The sequence below is a fragment of the Bacillus mojavensis genome, assembly GCF_012648005.1.
Taxonomy (GTDB): Bacteria; Bacillota; Bacilli; order Bacillales; family Bacillaceae; genus Bacillus; species Bacillus mojavensis.
On sequence record NZ_CP051464.1, the window covers coordinates 2,551,339 to 2,570,675 of the forward strand.

Annotated in this window: 20 protein-coding genes and 1 other annotated feature (1 of these 21 running past the window's edge); of the genes, 3 read left to right on the forward strand and 17 right to left on the reverse strand. The window is 44.3% G+C overall.

Annotated elements, in window-relative coordinates; all coding sequences use genetic code 11:
* Positions 1 to 28 (reverse strand) — a binding site (T-box leader) (it extends 203 nt beyond the left edge of the window).
* A gap of 56 nt (positions 29 to 84) precedes the next feature.
* Positions 85 to 255, reverse strand: coding sequence for a YrzK family protein (locus HC660_RS13385; protein ID WP_010335119.1), 171 nt, complete (start codon positions 253 to 255; stop codon positions 85 to 87).
* Positions 256 to 387: 132 nt separating this feature from the next.
* Here HC660_RS13385 and HC660_RS13390 point away from each other — a divergent pair, with 132 nt between their 5' ends.
* Positions 388 to 1,941 carry an N-acetylmuramoyl-L-alanine amidase family protein gene (locus HC660_RS13390; protein WP_168748345.1) on the forward strand — a complete coding sequence of 518 codons (1,554 nt, stop codon included), beginning with the start codon at positions 388 to 390 and terminating at the stop codon, positions 1,939 to 1,941.
* A gap of 26 nt (positions 1,942 to 1,967) precedes the next feature.
* Here HC660_RS13390 and dtd read toward each other — a convergent pair whose 3' ends face one another.
* The 8 genes from dtd to HC660_RS13430 form a co-directional block, all read right to left on the reverse strand.
* Positions 1,968 to 2,408, reverse strand: coding sequence for a D-aminoacyl-tRNA deacylase (gene dtd, locus HC660_RS13395; protein WP_168748346.1), 441 nt, complete (start codon positions 2,406 to 2,408; stop codon positions 1,968 to 1,970).
* Positions 2,409 to 2,420: 12 nt separating this feature from the next.
* The gene (relA, locus tag HC660_RS13400) at positions 2,421 to 4,625 is read right to left on the reverse strand and encodes a GTP diphosphokinase (protein WP_010335122.1); all 2,205 of its coding nucleotides are present in this window, start codon (positions 4,623 to 4,625) and stop codon (positions 2,421 to 2,423) included.
* A 167-nt stretch (positions 4,626 to 4,792) separates the two neighbouring features.
* Complete coding sequence (locus HC660_RS13405; RefSeq protein ID WP_010335123.1) at positions 4,793 to 5,305, reverse strand: adenine phosphoribosyltransferase; 513 nt, start codon at positions 5,303 to 5,305, stop codon at positions 4,793 to 4,795.
* A 5-nt stretch (positions 5,306 to 5,310) separates the two neighbouring features.
* Entirely contained in the window at positions 5,311 to 7,671 is a 2,361-nt protein-coding gene (gene recJ, locus HC660_RS13410; protein WP_168748347.1) for a single-stranded-DNA-specific exonuclease RecJ, read from the reverse strand.
* Positions 7,672 to 7,737: 66 nt separating this feature from the next.
* Complete coding sequence (locus HC660_RS13415; RefSeq protein WP_168748348.1) at positions 7,738 to 8,073, reverse strand: LapA family protein; 336 nt, start codon at positions 8,071 to 8,073, stop codon at positions 7,738 to 7,740.
* 77 nt (positions 8,074 to 8,150) lie between these two features.
* Positions 8,151 to 8,648 carry a cation:proton antiporter regulatory subunit gene (locus tag HC660_RS13420; RefSeq protein WP_168748349.1) on the reverse strand — a complete coding sequence of 166 codons (498 nt, stop codon included), beginning with the start codon at positions 8,646 to 8,648 and terminating at the stop codon, positions 8,151 to 8,153.
* A gap of 159 nt (positions 8,649 to 8,807) precedes the next feature.
* Complete coding sequence (gene secDF, locus HC660_RS13425; RefSeq protein ID WP_029441375.1) at positions 8,808 to 11,021, reverse strand: protein translocase subunit SecDF; 2,214 nt, start codon at positions 11,019 to 11,021, stop codon at positions 8,808 to 8,810.
* Between the two features lie 37 nt (positions 11,022 to 11,058).
* Positions 11,059 to 11,355: a post-transcriptional regulator ComN gene (locus HC660_RS13430; RefSeq protein ID WP_010335127.1), complete on the reverse strand. Its 297-nt coding sequence runs from the start codon at positions 11,353 to 11,355 to the stop codon at positions 11,059 to 11,061.
* Positions 11,356 to 11,470: 115 nt separating this feature from the next.
* On the opposite strand from HC660_RS13430, the gene spoVB reads away from it, so the two are divergent.
* The gene (gene spoVB / locus HC660_RS13435; RefSeq protein ID WP_168748350.1) at positions 11,471 to 13,027 is read left to right on the forward strand and encodes a stage V sporulation protein B; all 1,557 of its coding nucleotides are present in this window, start codon (positions 11,471 to 11,473) and stop codon (positions 13,025 to 13,027) included.
* A 2-nt stretch (positions 13,028 to 13,029) separates the two neighbouring features.
* Here the strand turns inward: spoVB and HC660_RS13440 are convergent, their stop codons facing one another.
* Positions 13,030 to 13,686: a DUF421 domain-containing protein gene (locus tag HC660_RS13440; RefSeq protein WP_168748351.1), complete on the reverse strand. Its 657-nt coding sequence runs from the start codon at positions 13,684 to 13,686 to the stop codon at positions 13,030 to 13,032.
* A gap of 196 nt (positions 13,687 to 13,882) precedes the next feature.
* On the opposite strand from HC660_RS13440, the gene HC660_RS13445 reads away from it, so the two are divergent.
* Entirely contained in the window at positions 13,883 to 14,272 is a 390-nt protein-coding gene (locus HC660_RS13445) for a TIGR04086 family membrane protein (RefSeq protein WP_010335129.1), read from the forward strand.
* A 55-nt stretch (positions 14,273 to 14,327) separates the two neighbouring features.
* On the opposite strand, the gene yajC is transcribed toward HC660_RS13445, so the two are convergent.
* From yajC to HC660_RS13480, 7 genes are all read right to left on the reverse strand, one after another.
* Positions 14,328 to 14,594 carry a preprotein translocase subunit YajC gene (gene yajC / locus HC660_RS13450; protein ID WP_010335130.1) on the reverse strand — a complete coding sequence of 89 codons (267 nt, stop codon included), beginning with the start codon at positions 14,592 to 14,594 and terminating at the stop codon, positions 14,328 to 14,330.
* Between the two features lie 47 nt (positions 14,595 to 14,641).
* On the reverse strand, positions 14,642 to 15,787 hold the full coding sequence (tgt, locus tag HC660_RS13455) for a tRNA guanosine(34) transglycosylase Tgt (protein WP_168748352.1): 1,146 nt from the start codon (positions 15,785 to 15,787) through the stop codon (positions 14,642 to 14,644).
* A gap of 26 nt (positions 15,788 to 15,813) precedes the next feature.
* Positions 15,814 to 16,842, reverse strand: coding sequence for a tRNA preQ1(34) S-adenosylmethionine ribosyltransferase-isomerase QueA (gene queA / locus HC660_RS13460; protein ID WP_168748353.1), 1,029 nt, complete (start codon positions 16,840 to 16,842; stop codon positions 15,814 to 15,816).
* Positions 16,843 to 16,868: 26 nt separating this feature from the next.
* The gene (locus HC660_RS13465; protein WP_010335134.1) at positions 16,869 to 17,069 is read right to left on the reverse strand and encodes a DUF2905 domain-containing protein; all 201 of its coding nucleotides are present in this window, start codon (positions 17,067 to 17,069) and stop codon (positions 16,869 to 16,871) included.
* Entirely contained in the window at positions 17,062 to 18,066 is a 1,005-nt protein-coding gene (ruvB, locus tag HC660_RS13470; protein ID WP_010335135.1) for a Holliday junction branch migration DNA helicase RuvB, read from the reverse strand. The genes HC660_RS13465 and ruvB overlap by 8 nt, the downstream gene beginning before the upstream one ends.
* 10 nt (positions 18,067 to 18,076) lie before the next feature.
* Entirely contained in the window at positions 18,077 to 18,682 is a 606-nt protein-coding gene (gene ruvA, locus HC660_RS13475; RefSeq protein WP_168748354.1) for a Holliday junction branch migration protein RuvA, read from the reverse strand.
* A gap of 138 nt (positions 18,683 to 18,820) precedes the next feature.
* Positions 18,821 to 19,330, reverse strand: coding sequence for a sporulation cell-cell signaling protein BofC (locus HC660_RS13480; protein ID WP_168748355.1), 510 nt, complete (start codon positions 19,328 to 19,330; stop codon positions 18,821 to 18,823).
* Between the last annotated feature and the right edge of the window lie 7 nt (positions 19,331 to 19,337).

The window sequence follows — 19,337 nt, forward strand, 5'->3', positions numbered from 1 at the left end:
ACCTACTCTTCTCCATTATTGGTTCAACAATTTAATTTATTATGTACTCGATTTCTATTATAATAATGGCATTGCTGTACTCTGTCAAGCTTTATTCCGGTTGTTTTTCTGCTGTGATGCTTCTTTGGACATAAGACCAAATTCAGTTGCCGTTTCAGTGAGATAACCAATTGTATCTGGATCGGCATGATCACTGAAATGCAGGTTTCCTTCGCCGTCGTGAAATGCACGCCCCATTTTTGGATGATATTTCATGATTTGCACACCTTTTTCATTGTATTTATGCCTAGTATAAACAAATCATTTTATTTTTATTTAAAAATCAGAAAGGACTTTACGATATTAAAAAAGAATGCTTTTTTTTAGATCATTAGAAAGGAGGACACAATGAGCAAGAAACACTTTGTTCTTATTGTATGTATTATCGTCGCCGGGGCGCTTTTCCCGCCATTTTCTGCCGTTACAGCCGCTCAGGGAGAAGCGGTCATCGCAACAGATGAAATGAATGTCAGAAGCGGCCCGGGACTTAGCTACGGCATCATGGCGGAGGTGAAAAAAGGAGAACGCTACCCCATCTTGAAGGAAGACGGAGACTGGGTGCAAATACAGCTTGGTTCCGGAGAAAAAGGGTGGGTTGTCTCCTGGCTTATTACTAAGGAAAAACAGGCAGGCACAAGCTCCACTGACAGCAGTAAAACTGTTACATCAACAGATCCAGATTTACGGATGAGAACAGGCCCTGGTACATCATACGAAGTCATCGGCAAATTCCCGCAGGGCAGCCAAGCCTCAGTGATTGAAAAGGATTCCGGCTGGGTCAAGATTTCATATCGAAATTCCACCGGATGGGTATCTTCCGAATACGTCACATCAGGCAGCGGCAGTTCAGCGTCTGAGGAAAGTGATCAGACAGAATCATCTGGTTCAACAACGGGAACGGTTGGCGTTTCTTCACTGAATGTCAGAGGCTCCGATTCACATGATGCAGCGATTATAACAAAACTTTCACGAGGAACGAAACTTACAATCCTCGAAGAGAAAAACGGCTGGCTCCATATTGAAGTGAATGGGCTAAAAGGCTGGGTCGCAAGCCATTACATTGTGACCAGTTCTCACCCGGATGAAAATTCAGCTGATGTCAGCAGTTCAGACAGTACCAAAAAAGCCTATATCGTATACGAAGGAACGAATTTAAGAAGCGATGCCTCAACGTCAGCTTCTATCGTTAAACGCACAGCCAAAGGCGATGCATACACCATTACCGGATCAAAGGGCAGCTGGTATGAAGTAAGACTTGACAATGGGCAGACCGCTTATGTCGCCAACTGGGTTGTGCAGACGTCTAAAAGCGCTAAAGAATCCGGGGAGCCGCCTGTCGCTGATTCCGCTTCCGGAAGCGGGTCGCTGAAAAATAAAGCGATTGTTGTCGATCCGGGGCATGGAGGAAAAGACAGCGGAACAATCGGCTATTCAGGCCAATTCGAGAAAAAACTGACGATCAAAACGGCGCAACTGCTGGCCAGCAAACTTAGATCAGCAGGAGCAGACGTGTATGTGACACGGCAGGATGATACATTTGTCAGCTTACAGTCACGAGTCTCGACGTCTCATTACCGCAACGCAGACGCCTTCATCAGCATTCATTACGACAGCTTTGCGGATACTTCTACAAGGGGCAGCACAGCTTATTACTACAGTCCTGCAAAGGATCAAAAACTGGCATCAGATGTACACTCTGAAGTGGTTAAGCGATCTTCAATTCCTGACCGCGGGGTACTATTCGGAGATTATTATGTGCTCCGCGAAAACAAACAGCCCGCTATGTTGTACGAGCTAGGATATGTAAGCCATCCGCAGGAAGAAGCCATTGTACATAGCAATTCATACCAAGAAAAAGTAACAGACGGAATTGAGAGCGGATTGGAGAAATATTTTCAATAAAAAAAGCTGCCTTTTGGCAGCTTTTTTTATTTTGAATCCATAATCAATGTAACCGGTCCGGAGTTTGTGAGCTTTACATCCATCATAGCGCCGAATTTTCCGGTTTCTACTTTGATTCCTTTTTCACGAAGCAAGTCATTCCATTTTTCATAAAGGCCCAAAGCCTTATCAGGTTTTGCGGCGTTCATGTAGTTCGGGCGCCGTCCTTTTCTTGTATCTCCGTAAAGCGTAAACTGTGAAACAGACAAAACCTCTCCGCCTGTATCCAGAAGCGACAAATTCATTTTTCCATCACTGTCATCGAAAATGCGAAGATTCACCATTTTTTCCGCTAAGTAAGCAGCATCCTCTTCTGTATCATCGTGAGTGATGCCGACCAGGACCATAATGCCTTGTCCAATTTGGCCGATCACATCTCCATCAACGGTTACGCTTGCTTCTGTTACTCGCTGAACGACTAATTTCATTTTCTGACTCCTTTAATTCATGACGCGGCGCACAGAATATATATCCCTTATTTGCTTAATGCGCTCGACGACTTTATGCAGATGATTGATGTTCTGGATAAAAATAGCCATATGAATGGTTGCCACTTTGTTGCGGTCCGATTTGCCAGAGACAGAAGAAATATTTGTTTTCGTCTCATTCACTGCCTGAAGCACCTCGTTAAGCAATCCGCGGCGATCATACCCAAGAATCTCGATCTCAACATTGTATTCCTTGCGTTTTTGCACCTGTGACTCATGTTCCCACTCTACGGGGATCAGCCGCTCCTGCGCTTCATTCGTTTTGACATTCGGGCAGTCGTCGCGATGGACGGAAACCCCTCTGCCTTTTGTAATAAAACCGACAATATGGTCACCAGGCACAGGATTGCAGCATTTCGATAAACGCACAAGAAGATTGTCGATCCCCTTGACGCGAACGCCAGCTTCACGCTTTCTTCCTTGCGGATACGGTTTAGGCTCAGCAGTGACATCCTGAACAATTTTTTCTTGTTCTTCCTGATCACGCTGTTTTCTTTCTTTTTCCGTCAGCCGGTTCGCCACCTGCAGGGCTGTGATGCCATTGTAGCCGACCGCTGCATACATGTCTTCTTCATTTGAGAAATTAAATTTATCTGCAACTTTTTGGATGTTCTCCGGTGTCAGGACGTCCTTCACTTCAAAGTCCAGATTTTTAATTTCTTTTTCAACCAATTCCCGGCCTTTTTCGACATTTTCTTCGCGCCGCTGTTTCTTAAAGAATTGACGGATCTTATGCTTCGCTTGTGAGGTTTGAGCAAGCTTCACCCAATCCTGGCTCGGGCCATAAGAATGCTTGGAGGTGAGAATTTCAACGATATCACCTGTCCGGAGCTTATGGTCAAGGGTCACCATTTTTCCGTTGACCTTCGCACCGATTGTTTTATTGCCGATTTCAGAGTGAATCCGGTAAGAGAAATCAATCGGGACAGAACCGGACGGAAGCTCGATGACATCTCCTTTTGGCGTAAAGACGTACACCATATCCGAGAACAAATCGATTTTGAGCGACTCCATAAATTCTTCGGCATCTGTTGATTCATTTTGGAATTCCAAGATTTCGCGGAACCATGAAAGCTTTTTCTCAAATGTCGCGCTTTCACTCGCTGCTTTTCCTTCTTTATAAGCCCAGTGAGCTGCAACCCCGTATTCCGCAATTTCATGCATTTCAAAGGTGCGGATCTGCACTTCCAGCGGGTCGCCTTTAGGCCCTATAACTGTTGTATGAAGCGATTGATACATGTTCGGCTTCGGCATTGCGATATAATCTTTGAACCTGCCGGGCATCGGCTTCCAGCATGTATGAATAATGCCTAGCACCGCGTAGCAGTCCTTTATGCTGTTCACGAGAATCCGGACAGCAAGCAGATCATAAATTTCGTTGAATTGCTTATTTTGCAGCACCATTTTTCTATAGATACTGTAAATATGCTTCGGCCGGCCTGAGAAGTCAGCCTTAATGTTGACTTCTTCGACACGTTTTTTCACCTCATTGACAACCTCGTCGACATAAAGCTCGCGTTCTGCGCGTTTTTTCTTCATGAGGTTGACAATTCTGTAATATTGCTGAGGATTCAAATAACGGAGCGCCGTATCTTCCAGTTCCCATTTAATCTTTGAAATCCCGAGGCGATGAGCCAAAGGAGCAAAGATTTCCAGCGTTTCATTAGAAATTCTCCGCTGTTTTTCTTGGGGAAGATGTTTCAGTGTCCGCATATTGTGAAGACGATCCGCCAGCTTGATCAGTATGACCCGGATATCTTGAGCCATAGCGACAAACATTTTGCGATGATTTTCCGCCTGCTGTTCCTCTTGAGATTTATATTTAATTTTACCGAGCTTCGTTACACCGTCCACAAGCATTGCCACTTCCTCGGAGAATGCTTCCTTCAGGTCATCAAGCGTCACATCAGTATCCTCCACTACATCATGCAGAAATCCGCCCGCGATTGTGGATGGATCCATTTCAAGGTCAACGAGAATTCCCGCAACCTGAATCGGATGTATAATGTAAGGCTCACCTGATTTGCGGTATTGCTCGCGATGAGCATCTTCAGCGTACAGGTATGCTTTTTCGACAAATGCGATATGCTCATCGGATAGATAACTGCGCGCTTTATCAATAACTTGCTCGGCAGTCAATACTTGTTCGTTCGCCATGGAATCACCTTTTTTAAAATGTAAACTGTATTGTAGTTTATTATCAAGAAAAAAACGATAGATGTAAAGAGCAGAAGTTCAAATCACCAAATAATATATCAAATAAATGCAAAACAATAGGAAAAAAGCACCCTGTATCGAGTGCTTTTTCCTTTATGAGGTTATCTTTAGTATTTCATTAATGTTAAGATGTCATAATTATCAAGCTTATTTCTGCCATCAAGGTAAGAAAGCTCGATTAAGAAAGCGATACCAGCTACAATGCCGCCAAGCTCCTCGACAAGTTTGATTGTTGCTTCAATTGTGCCGCCTGTTGCAAGCAGGTCATCTGTAATAAGCACACGCTGGCCTGGTAAAATCGCATCTTTGTGGATCGTTAATACGTCTTTGCCATACTCCAAACCGTAATCCACTTTGATGACCTCACGCGGCAATTTGCCTTCTTTGCGCACCGGTGCAAAACCGACGCCAAGCGCGTAGGCAACCGGACAGCCGATAATAAAGCCGCGTGCCTCTGGACCGACAACCAAATCAATTTGTTTTTCTTTCGCATATTCAACAATTTGATCTGTTGCATAGCGATAGACATCGCCTTTATCCATCAGTGTCGTAATATCTTTAAATTGCACGCCCTCTTTCGGGTAATCCGGTACAATTGTTACGTATTGTTTTAAATCCATCTGTTTTATGTCCTCCTCGTACTTTCATAAGCCTCTGAATCTTGTTTCATCAGCTTATTCAGCCATTCCTTCAGCTCTTCAGCCGCAGAATAATTCAGCTTTTGATCCAGCTCCATCAGCTGCTGTTTTGCTTGATATGTTTGCGAGTCTGTTAAATCGCGTTTTTTCGCTCCGCTTATTACAGACAGCACACCATTCTCTATTTTAACAAAACCGAGATCAAAAAACACCTTTGTCATGAAATTGATTGTTTCAACGGACCAGCCTTTATGCCTCGCAAGCTCTGAGCCGTGTTTATTCAAGTCAAAAGTGCCTCTTTTCAGCAAGAATGCATAATACCATTTAAAGTGGTCTCTTGCCGGAAAAGATGATAAAAAGTGTTCCTCATGATTGAGAAAGATGAAGTAAATCCGCTCAGGCGCTTTGCCTTCTAGCAAACGTACGAGCATGTCCAGCGAAGGCGGAGAATCCAGTAATACAATATATGCATTGTCAAGTTCACATGCCTTCGCTTGGTCTTCAGAACTGATAACGTGCACGTCATGGCGAAAATCTTCAGACTGAAGAAGCGCTTTGGTTTCTTCTTTGAAGGAGACAATGACTCGTTTATCAGACGGAAGGGCGGAAACCGTATCTTTCCACGTGCGTTTTCCTCTTAAGTCAAACAGCTGCCATTCAGCAACAGCCGCATCCTTGATCATCAGCTGCGGTTTTTTTCTGTTATTCCATTCGTTGATCGACATTTCGCCAACAATCGAAATTTTTGAGCCGGGCACAATATTTTCCTCAAGCTCGCCTTTATTGAAACCGACGCAGTCAAGCTGGGAGGAATCGTTTCTAATCGTCATTTTGACATGATTTTTATTCGCCCCGATTTTGCGGACATCTTCCAGCACTGCGTTTTCTACCATCACATGCGGTTTCGGGTTCAGCATGCCGAAGGGAGAAAGCAGATTCATCTCTGTGATGCTTTCAACCGTAATGTCCTCCACGCTGCATACGAGGTCTACTTCCTGTACAGGAATAAAATCTTCTTCCGTAAGCGTATGGTCAGCTATCTCATTCAGCCTGTTCCGCAATTCCGGCACATCCTCGGCATTCAGCGTCATGCCAGCCGCCATTGGATGGCCTCCAAAGTGCGGAAGAATATCTCTGCATTCAGAAAGGCTTTCAAACAAATTAAATCCCCTAATGCTTCGTGCCGAACCTTTGGCGATCCCTTTTTCTTCATCAATTCCAAGGACAATGGCCGGGCGGTAAAAACGGTCTACAAGCTTTGAAGCTACAATTCCGACGACTCCGGGATTCCACCCTGCTTTTGCCACGACAATCGCAGTTTGATTAAGCCCTTCTTGTTCAACCATTTCAATCGCTTCATCCGTCATTTTACTGACCATCTTTTGCCGTTCTTTATTAAGCTGATCGATTTCAGCGGCAAGCTCTTCCGCTTCAAACTGGTCCTCTGACATCAACAGATGAACAGCAGGATCGGCCTGTTCAATTCTTCCGACTGCATTCAGTCTCGGTGCGAGCTGAAATCCGACGGTTTCTTCGTTCGCTTCTCCGATGTCTCCGCCTGAGAGCTTAATCAGCTCTTTTAAGCCAAGCCGGTTCGTCCGCCGGAGCTTTTCGAGACCTAATGTTGCAATTAATCTGTTTTCATCATGCAGCGGAACTAGATCGGCAATGGTGCCGATTGCCGCCAGGTCAAGAAGTTCATCTGGCCATTCGCCCAATAATGCGTGGGCAAGCTTAAACGCTACTCCCACTCCTGCAAGCTCCTTAAAAGGATAGGTGCAGCCAGGCTGCTTCGGGTGAACGATCGCATGAACATCCGGAAGCTCTGGTCCAGGCTCATGGTGGTCGGTAATGATGACATCTAAGCCAAGTTCCTTTGCTACCTTCGCTTCATGGACAGCGGCGATCCCCGTATCAACCGTAATAATGAGTGAGAAGCCTCGTTCTTTAATCGAACGAAACGCCTGTTCATTGGGGCCGTAGCCTTCTTTAAACCGGTCAGGTATATAAAAATCAACTTGCGCTGACAGCTTTTGCAAAGTGTGCAGCATCACTGACGTACTGGTAACTCCATCGGCATCATAATCGCCATATATCATAATCTGTTCTTGTTGTGAAATCGCCTGTTTTATTCGTTCAACCGCTTCTTTCATCCCCTTCATCTCATAGGGATCATAGAATTCGGCATCCTTTGTATGTAAAAACAGTCTCGCGCTTTCTGCCGTATCAAAGCCTCTTTTTACAAGCAGCGACGCAACAAGAGGTGTTATGTCCAATTGTTCTGTGAGTGATTTGACCTTTTCCTGATCTGGTCTCTGGATTTCCCATCGCATTTTTGACGCTAACATAAATTCACCCCTCAACCACCCTATTATACTAGAGCAGGCTGAGGGGTTTCAAATATAATTCGAAAACTAGTCTTTTTTCTCAATAATGGCGGATGCATCCTGTGTGTCGGCTTGGACATCATTCAAATGAGCATCCTCTTTGTTATGTATCACGTCCTGTGCGGTTTTGTTTTCTTTCCGCAGCTCTTTTATTTCTCTCTTTAACTTCATGACTTGAAAAATCCCGGCAGAAAAAACGATCAGCGCCCCCATCAGTACTGAACCTAAAATGACGAGAATAAGCGGCCACTCTGATCTGCCAAACAGGTAATCAACTTCTACGGATCTTACATTAATGACTGCGAAAACAGCGACAAGCAATGTAAAAATAAGTGCAAATATAATCGTCCATTGTTTGTTCATTCGATTACCCCCCAAACTTCACTTATTGAGGTTAGTTTCCCTATTCACCTTGGTTTTAAACATAGCTTGACGCGAGGTCAAGCCCCCAATGCGGTTAATTTTTCACGAATCAGCCTCTTCAGTCCTTCTCTCTCTCCAGAGATGACGAGTGTATCTCCTTCTTCTATCACTGTTTCAGACCCAGGATTCAATTGCTTTTTCTGATTCTTCTTTAATATAGCAATGATAGTCGCTTGATATTCCTGCCGCACGTCCAAATCACCGATGGTCTTGTGAACGGCTGCTGCTCCTGCTTCTGCTTTAAACCATTCTATGATCAAATCGTCAAGAGCTACTTCCACGGTTTCTAACGCTTTCGGTTTATATGCCATCCCGCCCAGAATCGCAGAAATCTGCCTCGCTTCCGCATCATCAAACTGTACGGATGTCACACATTCTTCATGATCATTTTCGTCAAAATAATACAGCTCTCTTCTGCCGTCGTCATGAATAATAATTGATATTTTATCTTGGTTTCTGGTGACAATCTCAACTTTTTGCCCGATACCCGGCAGCTCCGACTCGCGAACCTTCATAGCCAAACCCTCCCACATAAATGAAAACCTGTCACAAATCCTCTTCACACCATTTATATGTTTAATTGTAAGCGTATGTCATTATAGCAAATGTCTATTTTAAGATCAATCAAACGCAAAAAAATCAGACTGCCCATAATGGACAGCCTGACAGTTACTCTATTGTTCCGTACCTTTTTTTAATTCTTTCCCTTTCCAAACAAGCCAAATTTGCGCGGCAATGTAGAGGGATGAATAAACACCTGTTAACAGCCCAACCAATAGAGCGATTGAGAAGTTTGTAATAGAAGATGCCCCAAAGATCAGCAGTGTTATGACTACAATTACTACAGTTAATACAGTATTAACTGATCTTGTAAAGGTTTGCTGCAAGCTTAGGTTTACGATATGGCTCAAATCGGCAAACGTTTTCGGCTTGCGCTTTTTCATATGCTCGCGAACCCTGTCAAATGTAACGATTGTATCGTTAATTGAATAACCGACAATCGTCAGAACGGCTGCAATAAAGGTAACATCTACCTCCAGCCTTGAAATGCTGAAAAATGTGACGATAAAGAAAGCATCATAAAGCAGTGAAACAATTGCAGCAATTGCCATTTTGTACTCGAATCGGATGGAAACGTAAATAATGATTCCGATTGAAGCAATGGCTACTGCGTACAATGCATTTCTCGCCAGCTCTTTACCAACAGTAGGTGACACCGTGCTGACATTCGGCTCGGCTCCGTACTTGTCTTTAAAGTAATCTTTCACTTTTGCAATGGTTTCTTTATCAGGCACTCCTACAAAGCGGGCAACACCAATATTGCTCTTTTCGCCTGACAAGACAACCGTGTCAGGTTCCATGCCAAGTGATGCAAAGTCCTTCTCCACCTGCTCTGTCGTCAGCTTATGGTCACTTTGCACTTCAATCCGGGCGCCGCTCGCAAAGTCAATGCCCAAATTCAGCTTAAATACAAGCAGAATAATAATCCCGGCAACGGTAACTGCACTTGAGAAAATAAAGAAAATTTTTCGCTTGCTCGTAAAATCCCATTTTTGGAACGGCGTATACGGTTCTGTATTTTCATCTGTGTCCTGGATGTCCACAATATGTTTCTTTTTGACGCCAAACCAGCCTTTTTTGCGGTCTAACCATCTGCTTTCCACAAGAAGCGAAAGCAGAAATCTTGATAAGAAGACTGCGGTAATAAAGCTTGTCAGTATCGACAGAATCAGCATTGTCGCAAACCCTTTAACAGAGCTTGTCCCAAAGACAAAGAGCACAACCGCTGCAATAATGGTTGTAATATTCGCGTCAAAAATCGTCGCAAATGACCGTCTGTTTCCTGAGCGGAAGGCAGAACGGACGGATTTTCCTAGCTTAAGCTCTTCCTTAATCCGCTCATAGGTGATGATGTTGGCATCTACAGCCATCCCAACGCCTAAAATGAGTGCGGCTATTCCCGGAAGGGTGAGAACAGCGTTCATCCAGTCAAAAATCTGGAGTGTAATGTATACATAAACTGATAGCGTAATCACCGCAATCAATCCTGGCAGGCGGTAATAGAAAAGCATAAATAGGAAAATAATAGCAATCCCGATAATACCTGCAAATACCGTATCATGCAGCGCCTGCTGTCCGAATTGTGCGCCTACTGATGTTGAGTATTTTTCAGTCAGTTTCACAGGCAGCGCCCCGGCATTTAAAATGCTGGCTAAATCTTTCGCTTCCTGGACTTTAAAATGCCCTTCGATTTTTACATCTTTTGTGTTTAATTCCTGGCTTACATTCGGTGCGGAAACATATTTAGGGTTCTCTTTCTGAACTTCTTTTTTAAAGGAGTCACCTTTTTCGTAATCCAGCCAAATAACAAGCTGGTTGTTCGGCGCCATGTTCATGACCTTTTTCGTCACTTCTCCGAATTTATCAGCATCTTTCAATTTGATAGTGACAATCGGTTCATTTGTTGTACTATCATAAGTTTGTTGTGCGCCGTTTTCGACGAGATCCGCACCATTCAGCAATTCTTTATCATTTGCATCTCTGAAAGAAAGCTGAGCCTCAGTCGCCAGAATTTCCCGCGCTCTGTTTTGGTTTGTCACACCAGCGAGCTGAACACGAATCCGGTTATTTCCTTCAATTTGGATGTTCGGTTCACTGACACCGAGGACATTCGCCCTGCGGTTCAAAGCCTCTACTGTGCTGACCAGAACGTCTTTTGTGATTTTGTCACCTTTTTTTACAGGCTGTACGTCATACAGCACCTCAAATCCGCCTTGCAAATCCAATCCTAACGTAATATTGTTTGCGGCAGGCTTCGTAAAGTAGCCTAGGCCCGTGCCAATCAATAGAACGAAAAGGAAAAACGCAATCAAGCGTCCTTTTTTCATTATGTATATCCTCCCTTAAACCTATGCAGATCAACTGCTACCTCAGTAGTTCTTCTAATGCTTCCTGACCTTCTTCACTGCCCAGCCAATTAGACGTTTTAAATGACTCAACAGTTGCATAGTTCATAAATTCTCCAATTTTTACTGATAAAATATCCCTTGTCAGCTCATAGATGTGCAATTCCGATTTCTTTTTCCACTTCTTGTTTTTTAAGTATGACCACAAACTATCGAGTTCAACATCATCATATCCCAGAATCTTAAACTCTTCCAGTTTGCTGTAAAGAAACGGCCTTACGTGGTCTTTATATAGGTCGGCTGGATGCTTATCCACGAATTCCACGCTCCTTTTTTATTGTTTTTCAAGAAGACTTGTCATGCTTGGACGATATATACGCATATCTTTATTGTATATGATTCCAGGTAGTTTGAGAAGGCAGGGGGTAAAAATGGCGAAACAGACGTTTTTAAAGGGCACTCTTATCCTTATCGCAGCAGGGATGGTCACAAGAATGCTCGGCTTTGTCAACCGGGTGGTCATCGCCCGTTTCATAGGCGAGGAAGGGGTCGGGCTCTATATGATGGCAGCTCCTACCTTTTTCTTAGCCACTACATTAACTCAATTCGGTCTTCCCGTCGCAATCAGTAAGCTAGTCGCTGAAGCCAGCGCACGCGGAGATCATCAAAAAACGAAAAATATTTTAGTCATGTCTCTTACCATCACTGGGATTCTCAGCCTGATTTTCACACCGTTGTTTTTATTTTTCGCCCCGGTCATGGCGGAAACCATGCTGACAGATCAGAGGACGCTGTATCCCCTCTTGGCCATTACTCCGGTCGTGCCGATTATCGCCATATCCAGTGTGCTGAGAGGGTATTTTCAAGGAAAACAAAATATGAACCCGCTTGCCGTTTCACAAGTCCTAGAACAAGTCATCCGTATTTCTCTCGTGGCTGTATGCACGACGATTTTTCTCCCTTACGGAATTGAATATGCCGCAGCGGGAGCCATGCTTTCTTCAGTTGCTGGAGAGCTGGCGTCACTCGTTTATTTATTCATTTGTTTTAAATTCAAAAAGACAATTAAAATCAGAAAACATTTTTTTCAATCGATTAAAAATGGAAAAGAAACTTTTTCCCAATTAATGAGTGTCTCCCTTCCTACAACCGGCAGCCGTTTTATCGGCAACCTTTCATGGTTTTTTGAACCCATTGTTGTAGCACAAAGCCTTGCAATTGCCGGAGTGGCGACAGTTGCGGCAACAAAGCAATACGGGGAACTGACCGGCTTTGCCATGACGCTGCTGACTCTGCCCAGCTTTATTACATATTCTTTGTCGACCGCGCTTGTTCCTGCGATAAGTGAAGGAATGGAACAGAAAAAACTTCAGGTGGTTGAATATCGATTGGAGCAGGCCATGCGGCTGTGCCTGCTTAGCGGGGGCATTTCAGTTGTGATTTTATATGTGTTTGCGGATGAGCTGATGAGCGTGATGTATGGGTCCTCAGGCGCAGCCGTGTTTATAAAAGTCATGGCTCCGTTTTTTCTGCTTTATTATTTTCAGGGTCCGCTTCAGGCTGTGCTGCAGGCGCTCAATTTAGCAGGGGCTGCAATGATGAACAGCTTGATCGGAGCTCTTGTGAAAACAGGCCTCATTTTCGTCCTTGCCACGAGACCGTCTCTCGGCATCATGGGTGCTGCATTAGCGATTGTAACGGGCATGGTGCTCGTCACCCTTTTGCATGCAGCGACAGTGAGCAAGGTGCTGCCAATCAGCATCAAAATAAAAGAGTACGTGCTCTGCTTCGCGGTTATTTTTATATGCGGGTTCATCAGCACTGCTGTCAAACAATATGTGCGCTTCGGAGAGTCGGAGGCTGTGAATGTTGCCGGATGGATTGCGATCAGTGCTGTTTTCTATATCATCTTGCTGCTCGTCTTCCGTTTAATCAAAAAAGATGAGCTTCGCCGCATCCCTGTTATCGGACGCCTGATCGTCCGATGAAGTCAGGGGCGGTGCCCATCTTTTTCATCAATAAAAAATTCACCGTCAGTAAACGAACAAAATGATATACCTGAAGAACTCGTGTATCCCTGTTTCAATAAATTCTCCTCCAGCCACTTGCTATCTTTGCCGATCCGAGCCAGGTTCTCAGTTTGAATGTCACCGTCAATGATAAGCGGCATCTCCAGCTGTCTATGTTCATCATCTTTTTGTTTTTTTACGACAGTCAATTTGCCTGACGGCTCTAATATAGCAAATGATACATCAGCTACTCTTTCGACATTATTTTCTCTAAGCTGAACCATCAAATCATCAAAATTATAACGCTGTGATTTCATAGCGTCTTCGTCAATTTTTCCGTATTTAATGATAATGGTCGGCTTGCCGTCAAGCAGCTGACGAATACGCCGGTTTTTTAAGGATAGGTATGCAAACGTCACTTGGATCATCATTAGCACAAGCATTGGCAAAATGGTATGAAACAGATGGTCATCTACGTTTTCTATGGCCAGGACGGCAATTTCAGCCATCATGATAAAGACAACAAGATCTAATATACTAAGCTCTCCGATTTCCCGCTTGCCCATGAGACGAAAAATAATCAGGATCACAAAATATAATATGACTGTGCGAAACGTTATAGTAAGAAGCTCTTCCATGATGCACCTCCAACTCATCATAGCATGCAACAAAACAAACGATTTATGTAAGAAAAAGTGATCGTATTTCATAAAGCTTTTACGTCTAATTCACGGATCTAGGGAATACATTTTTACAAAGACGAGCCATCAGCATGTCTGAAGCTTTGTTTAATAAGAACAGAAGCCTTTATAGATAGGCAGGGAGGAGAAATTCATGGAGGAAACGAAACAAGTTGGAAAAGGCATACTCTACGGCTTAATCGCCATATTTTCAGCCATGCTCCTAACGAGTTTAGCCGTTTCACTTTTACTGACAGCAACCTCGCTTGAAGAATCATCATTCAACTGGCTGATCACCGCCGTATCATTCCTTTCTTTGTTTATCGGCGGATTCATATCTGGCGGGAAAGGGAAGGAAAGAGGCTGGCTGATTGGGGCATTGACTGCTTTGAGCTTTTCCTTGATTATTTTACTGTTTCAATATTTAGGATTCGGAGAAACATTTACAGTAGAACAATTGCTCTTCCATCTTGGGTTTTTAGGCGTATGTATGCTTGGCGGTATTTTCGGAGTGAATTTGAGAGGAAGCAGATCTTCCTCATAAAAAAAGAGCGGGGGCTACCCGCTCTTTTTTGTTTGCTATGTATGAACTCCTGCTGTTATTCAGCAGCAGAAGTTTCTCTGATCGCGCGGCGGTCGAAAGTAAGACGTGTGTTATCACCAGTCTTAATGACGACTTTGCTTTCGTCGATAGAGTCAACTGTACCGTGCAATCCACCGATTGTCACGACTGAATCGCCTTTTTTCAGTTCCTCCTGCATTTGACGCACAGCTTTCTGCTGCTTCTGCTGTGGACGGATCAGCAAGAAATAAAGAACCGCAAACATTAAAATAATAGGAACGATTGTACCTAAAGTACCTGTCATCTTTTCCCCCCCTTTCTGAAACAAACTTGCCATTATGGCTTTTTATATTAGAAGCTTTTCGCATTTGGCTTATTATAGCCGTAACGCTCAAAGAACTCTTCTCTGAAATCACCCAGACGATCCTCGCGAATAGCCTGTCTTACCTGCTCCATTAAGTGTAACAGAAAATGAAGGTTATGGTAAGTTGTTAATCGGAGTCCAAACGTTTCATTGCAGCGAATCAAGTGTCTGATATACGCCCGTGTGTAATTTTTGCATGTGTAGCAATCACACTCTTCATCAATCGGACGGAAGTCTCGCTCAAATTTTGCGTTTTTCATATTGAGCCGGCCTTCAGCAGTAAACACCGTGCCGTTCCGTGCAATACGGGTAGGCAGCACACAGTCAAACATGTCTACTCCGCGGATCGCTCCGTCAATCAGAGCATCTGGAGAACCAACTCCCATCAGATACCTCGGCTTATCCTTCGGTAAAAGCGGAGTCGTAAATTCAAGCACCCGATTCATAACGTCTTTCGGTTCACCCACGGACAATCCACCTATAGCATATCCCGGAAAATCAAGGGAAATCAAGTCTTTCGCGCTTTGTGTACGCAAATCTTCGTATTCTCCCCCTTGAACAATACCAAACAGGCCTTGCTCGTCCTGACGGGCATGGGCATTCAGACAACGTTCGGCCCAGCGGCTTGTCCGCTCAACTGACCGTTTCATGTAATCGTATTCTGCCGGATATGGAGGGCATTCATCAAATGCCATCATAATATCAGAGCCGAGTGCGTTTTGGATCTCCATCGCTTTTTCCGGGGATAAAAACAGCTTATCCCCATTTAGGTGATTGCGAAAGTGAACGCCCTCTTCCTCTATATTACGAAACTTGCTTAATGAAAAGACCTGAAAACCGCCTGAATCTGTTAAAATTGCGCGGTCCCAGTTCATAAATTTATGGAGTCCGCCAGCTTCTTTTACAATATCGTGCCCCGGGCGGAGCCATAAGTGATATGTGTTGCTTAAAATGATACCAGCGTCCATTGCCTTTAGCTCTTCAGGCGCCATTGTTTTAACTGTCGCCAGTGTGCCGACCGGCATAAAAACAGGCGTTTCAAAGGAGCCATGGGGAGTATGCACTCTGCCCAGGCGCGCCCCTGTTTGTTTGCATTCTTTTATAAATTCATAGCGTATTGGTTGTTCAGCCACTTTTTATGAGGCCTCCTGTTCTCAAGTTATATAATCAGCATTGCGTCGCCGAAGCTGAAGAAACGGTATTCTTCTTCAACCGCATGGTTATACGCACGCAGGACGTTTTCTCTGCCTGCAAGCGCACTGACCAGCATAATCAATGACGATTTCGGCAGATGGAAGTTTGTAATCATTCCGTCAATGCCTTTGAATTCATAGCCTGGATAAATAAAAATAGATGTCCATCCGCTTGATGCTTTAAATCGCCCATCATGTTCACCGGCAATCGTTTCAAGCGTGCGGGTTGAGGTCGTGCCGACAGAAATAATGCGTCCGCCCTTTTCCCTTACGCTGTTTAAAGCCGCGGCCGTTTCTTCTGACATTTGATAGAACTCTGCATGCATATTATGCTCTTCCACTTCATCGGCACTGACCGGACGAAACGTTCCGAGACCGACATGCAGTGTGATGAACTCAATTTGAACGCCTTTGTCCTTTAGCTGCTGTAAAATGTCTTCCGTGAAATGAAGGCCGGCTGTAGGAGCAGCGGCAGATCCGATTTCTTTTGAAAACACCGTTTGGTAGCGTTCTCTGTCATCAAGCTGTTCCTTAATATATGGCGGAAGCGGCATTTCTCCGAGTGATTCCAGCACCTCATAAAAAATACCGTCATAATGGAACTCAACTTTTCTGCCGCCATGCTCCAGCTCTTCCGTGCAGACAGCTTTTAATCTACCGTCTCCAAATGTTACAACGGTTCCTTTTTTTACCCGTTTTGCCGGTTTGACGAGTGTTTCCCACCTGTCACCGGCTTCCTGTTTCAGCAAAAGCAGTTCTACTTTTGCCCCTGTATCCTCTTTTATTCCGAATAACCGGGCAGGCAAAACGCGGGTATTATTCAGGACGAGACAATCCCCTTCTTTAAAGAAACTGATAATCTGTTTAAACGAGCTGTCTGTCAGCTCTCCTGTATGTTTATCAAGCACCATCAGCCTTGAAGCGTCACGCTGTTCCAATGGCACCTGTGCAATTAAACATTCCGGAAGTTCAAAATCAAATAAATCAACTTTCATAATTTCACCTTTATTCTAGTCTTTTGTTATTTCATTCTGCCGAAAAGATTAAGCAAGATTGATAATACCACACTTATGATAATACAAGTGACAACCGGGAAGAAAAACGTGACATTTCCTTTTTTCACAAAAATATCTCCCGGCATCTTGCCAACAAAATGCAAAATTGCTCCGATGATAAGCAAAACAGCACCAAGAATCATAATGATCTTAGGAAATTCAGTCATATCGGGGAGCCTCCATTTGAAAATGATGATAAACGGCCGGTGTGACGATCCTTCCCCGCGGCGTTCTCTGGATAAAACCGATTTGCAGAAGATACGGTTCGTACACATCTTCAATCGTATGCGGTTCTTCGCCAATCGTGGCTGAAATCGTATCTAGCCCCACTGGACCGCCGTTAAATTTTTCGATCATTCCCATCAGCAGCTTGTGATCAATGTGATCCAAGCCGAGACGGTCAACTTGAAGCCGCTCCAAAGCGTCCTGAGAAATCTCTTCTGTAATCCGGCTGTCGCCTAACACCTGTGCAAAATCCCGGACCCTTCTCAGCAGGCGGTTCGCCACCCGCGGCGTTCCTCTTGATCTTCTGGCAATCTCAAGCGCTGACGGCTGATCAATTTCAACCTCAAACACATCAGCCGTTCTCGTAACAATATCAGCCAGCTCTTCTTGCGTATAATACTCAAGCCGCGACATAACGCCGAATCGATCTCTTAACGGCGCCGTCAAAAGCCCTACTCTTGTCGTGGCGCCGATCAATGTAAAAGGCGGAAGATCAAGACGGACTGAACGGGCAGAAGGCCCTTTTCCAATGACAATATCAAGACAAAAATCTTCCATTGCCGGATAAAGCACTTCTTCAATCGATCTGTGCAGCCTATGTATCTCATCGATAAATAATACATCCCCCGGCTCGAGCGCCGTTAATATCGCAGCCAAATCACCCGGTCTTTCAATCGCAGGGCCCGAAGTGGTCCGCAACTCCACTCCCATTTCGTTGGCAACGATGGAAGCAAGCGTCGTTTTTCCGAGCCCAGGCGGACCGTACAAAAGAACGTGATCAAGCGTTTCCTGTCTCATTTTTGCGGCATCTATAAAAACACGCAAATTCTCTTTTACCTTATGCTGCCCGATATATTGAACCAGGCGCTGAGGCCTCAGGCTTTGCTCTATCACTGATTCATGGTTGTCTGCTTCACTTGAGACGAGCCGTTCATCCATGAACATCACCTTACTTCAATAGTTTTTGTAATGCTTTTTTTACGTATTGGTCTGTTGTCAGACCAATATCCTCTTTTAAGTGAGGAAGTATCTTTTTGATTTCTTTTTCGGCATAACCGAGTACCCTGAGGGCCTCGATTGCTTCTTCAAGCGCCGTTTCTGCCGTTTGTTTATCAAGTCTTTCTTCATGATTGAACAGGTTCTCAATCATTTCAGGCACGACGTCAGCCAGCTTTCCTTTTAAATCAAGGATAATCTGGCGCGCAGTTTTTTTGCCGACGCCTGGGAACTTGACTAAAAAGGCTTCATCTTCATTTTCAATTGCTTGAATGACCGCTCCCGGGTCACCTGAGCCCAGAATGGCGAGTGCCCCTTTTGGACCGATACCGGTCACATTTAACAGCTTTGTAAAGAGCGCTTTTTCCTCCCTTGTTGAAAAGCCGTATAGTAAAAACGCATCCTCTCTTACATGATGGTACGTAAAAATGGTTTCTTGACTTCTCTCCTTATATATAAACGGATTTGGCGTAAAAATCTGATAGCCGATGCCGCCGTTTTCTATCACAATATATTGGGGAGAAACATAATCAATCGTCCCTTTAACAAATTCGATCACGAACATTCACCTCTTTGACTGTTCTTCATTGTACCATAAAAACAGCCAAAGGCTTAATGAAAAGTTAACATATGTTCGCTTGTCTTTCATTGTTCCACGAAAAAAAAGACATGAGCACATGTCTTCAATCAGCAGTGGTCACCCGCTGTACGTCTTGATATGTTCTATGACATCTTGAAACTCCGCTTTCGTCCGAAACGGAATGCCTTTTTCGAGATTTTTTTGCATATGGCTCTCCAGTCTTTCTAAGTCAATTTGAAAAAAAGATTGAATGGGTTCAGCATCCGACTCCGGCCGTCCATGAAAGGTGGAAATCACTCCGCTGTCAGAAACGCCGATATACCCATTCACCTTGCTGAGCGGAGAAATATCGTCCACCTGCTTCCGAAATAGAACGTACCCATTTTTATGTTCGACCAGCGTCCATCCCGCATAATCCGCCCAAAAGTCATCCATGGAGAGCACCTTTTCACGCTTATGCTCGATGCTGACCTCTCCATCCAAATACACTTTTTCAAGCTGCACATGTACCTGCAGCGGTTCATAGTGCTCCACTTCTGCCCCTAACGCGCTGGGAGCACCCATTACAAAAGCTGCGGCTGAGCAAAATAAACCCAGCAACAGATACGCAGTGCTAAACCGTTTCACCTTTTAC

Coding starts and splice junctions, on each gene's coding strand:
- HC660_RS13385 (WP_010335119.1), bottom strand. CDS start 255: ATGAAATATCATCCAAAAATGGGGCGTGCATTTCACGACGGCGAAGGA.
- HC660_RS13390 (WP_168748345.1), top strand. CDS start 388: ATGAGCAAGAAACACTTTGTTCTTATTGTATGTATTATCGTCGCCGGG.
- dtd (WP_168748346.1), bottom strand. CDS start 2,408: ATGAAATTAGTCGTTCAGCGAGTAACAGAAGCAAGCGTAACCGTTGAT.
- relA (WP_010335122.1), bottom strand. CDS start 4,625: ATGGCGAACGAACAAGTATTGACTGCCGAGCAAGTTATTGATAAAGCG.
- HC660_RS13405 (WP_010335123.1), bottom strand. CDS start 5,305: ATGGATTTAAAACAATACGTAACAATTGTACCGGATTACCCGAAAGAG.
- recJ (WP_168748347.1), bottom strand. CDS start 7,671: ATGTTAGCGTCAAAAATGCGATGGGAAATCCAGAGACCAGATCAGGAA.
- HC660_RS13415 (WP_168748348.1), bottom strand. CDS start 8,073: ATGAACAAACAATGGACGATTATATTTGCACTTATTTTTACATTGCTT.
- HC660_RS13420 (WP_168748349.1), bottom strand. CDS start 8,648: ATGAAGGTTCGCGAGTCGGAGCTGCCGGGTATCGGGCAAAAAGTTGAG.
- secDF (WP_029441375.1), bottom strand. CDS start 11,021: ATGAAAAAAGGACGCTTGATTGCGTTTTTCCTTTTCGTTCTATTGATT.
- spoVB (WP_168748350.1), top strand. CDS start 11,471: ATGGCGAAACAGACGTTTTTAAAGGGCACTCTTATCCTTATCGCAGCA.
- HC660_RS13440 (WP_168748351.1), bottom strand. CDS start 13,686: ATGGAAGAGCTTCTTACTATAACGTTTCGCACAGTCATATTATATTTT.
- HC660_RS13445 (WP_010335129.1), top strand. CDS start 13,883: ATGGAGGAAACGAAACAAGTTGGAAAAGGCATACTCTACGGCTTAATC.
- yajC (WP_010335130.1), bottom strand. CDS start 14,594: ATGACAGGTACTTTAGGTACAATCGTTCCTATTATTTTAATGTTTGCG.
- queA (WP_168748353.1), bottom strand. CDS start 16,842: ATGAAAGTTGATTTATTTGATTTTGAACTTCCGGAATGTTTAATTGCA.
- HC660_RS13465 (WP_010335134.1), bottom strand. CDS start 17,069: ATGACTGAATTTCCTAAGATCATTATGATTCTTGGTGCTGTTTTGCTT.
- ruvB (WP_010335135.1), bottom strand. CDS start 18,066: ATGGATGAACGGCTCGTCTCAAGTGAAGCAGACAACCATGAATCAGTG.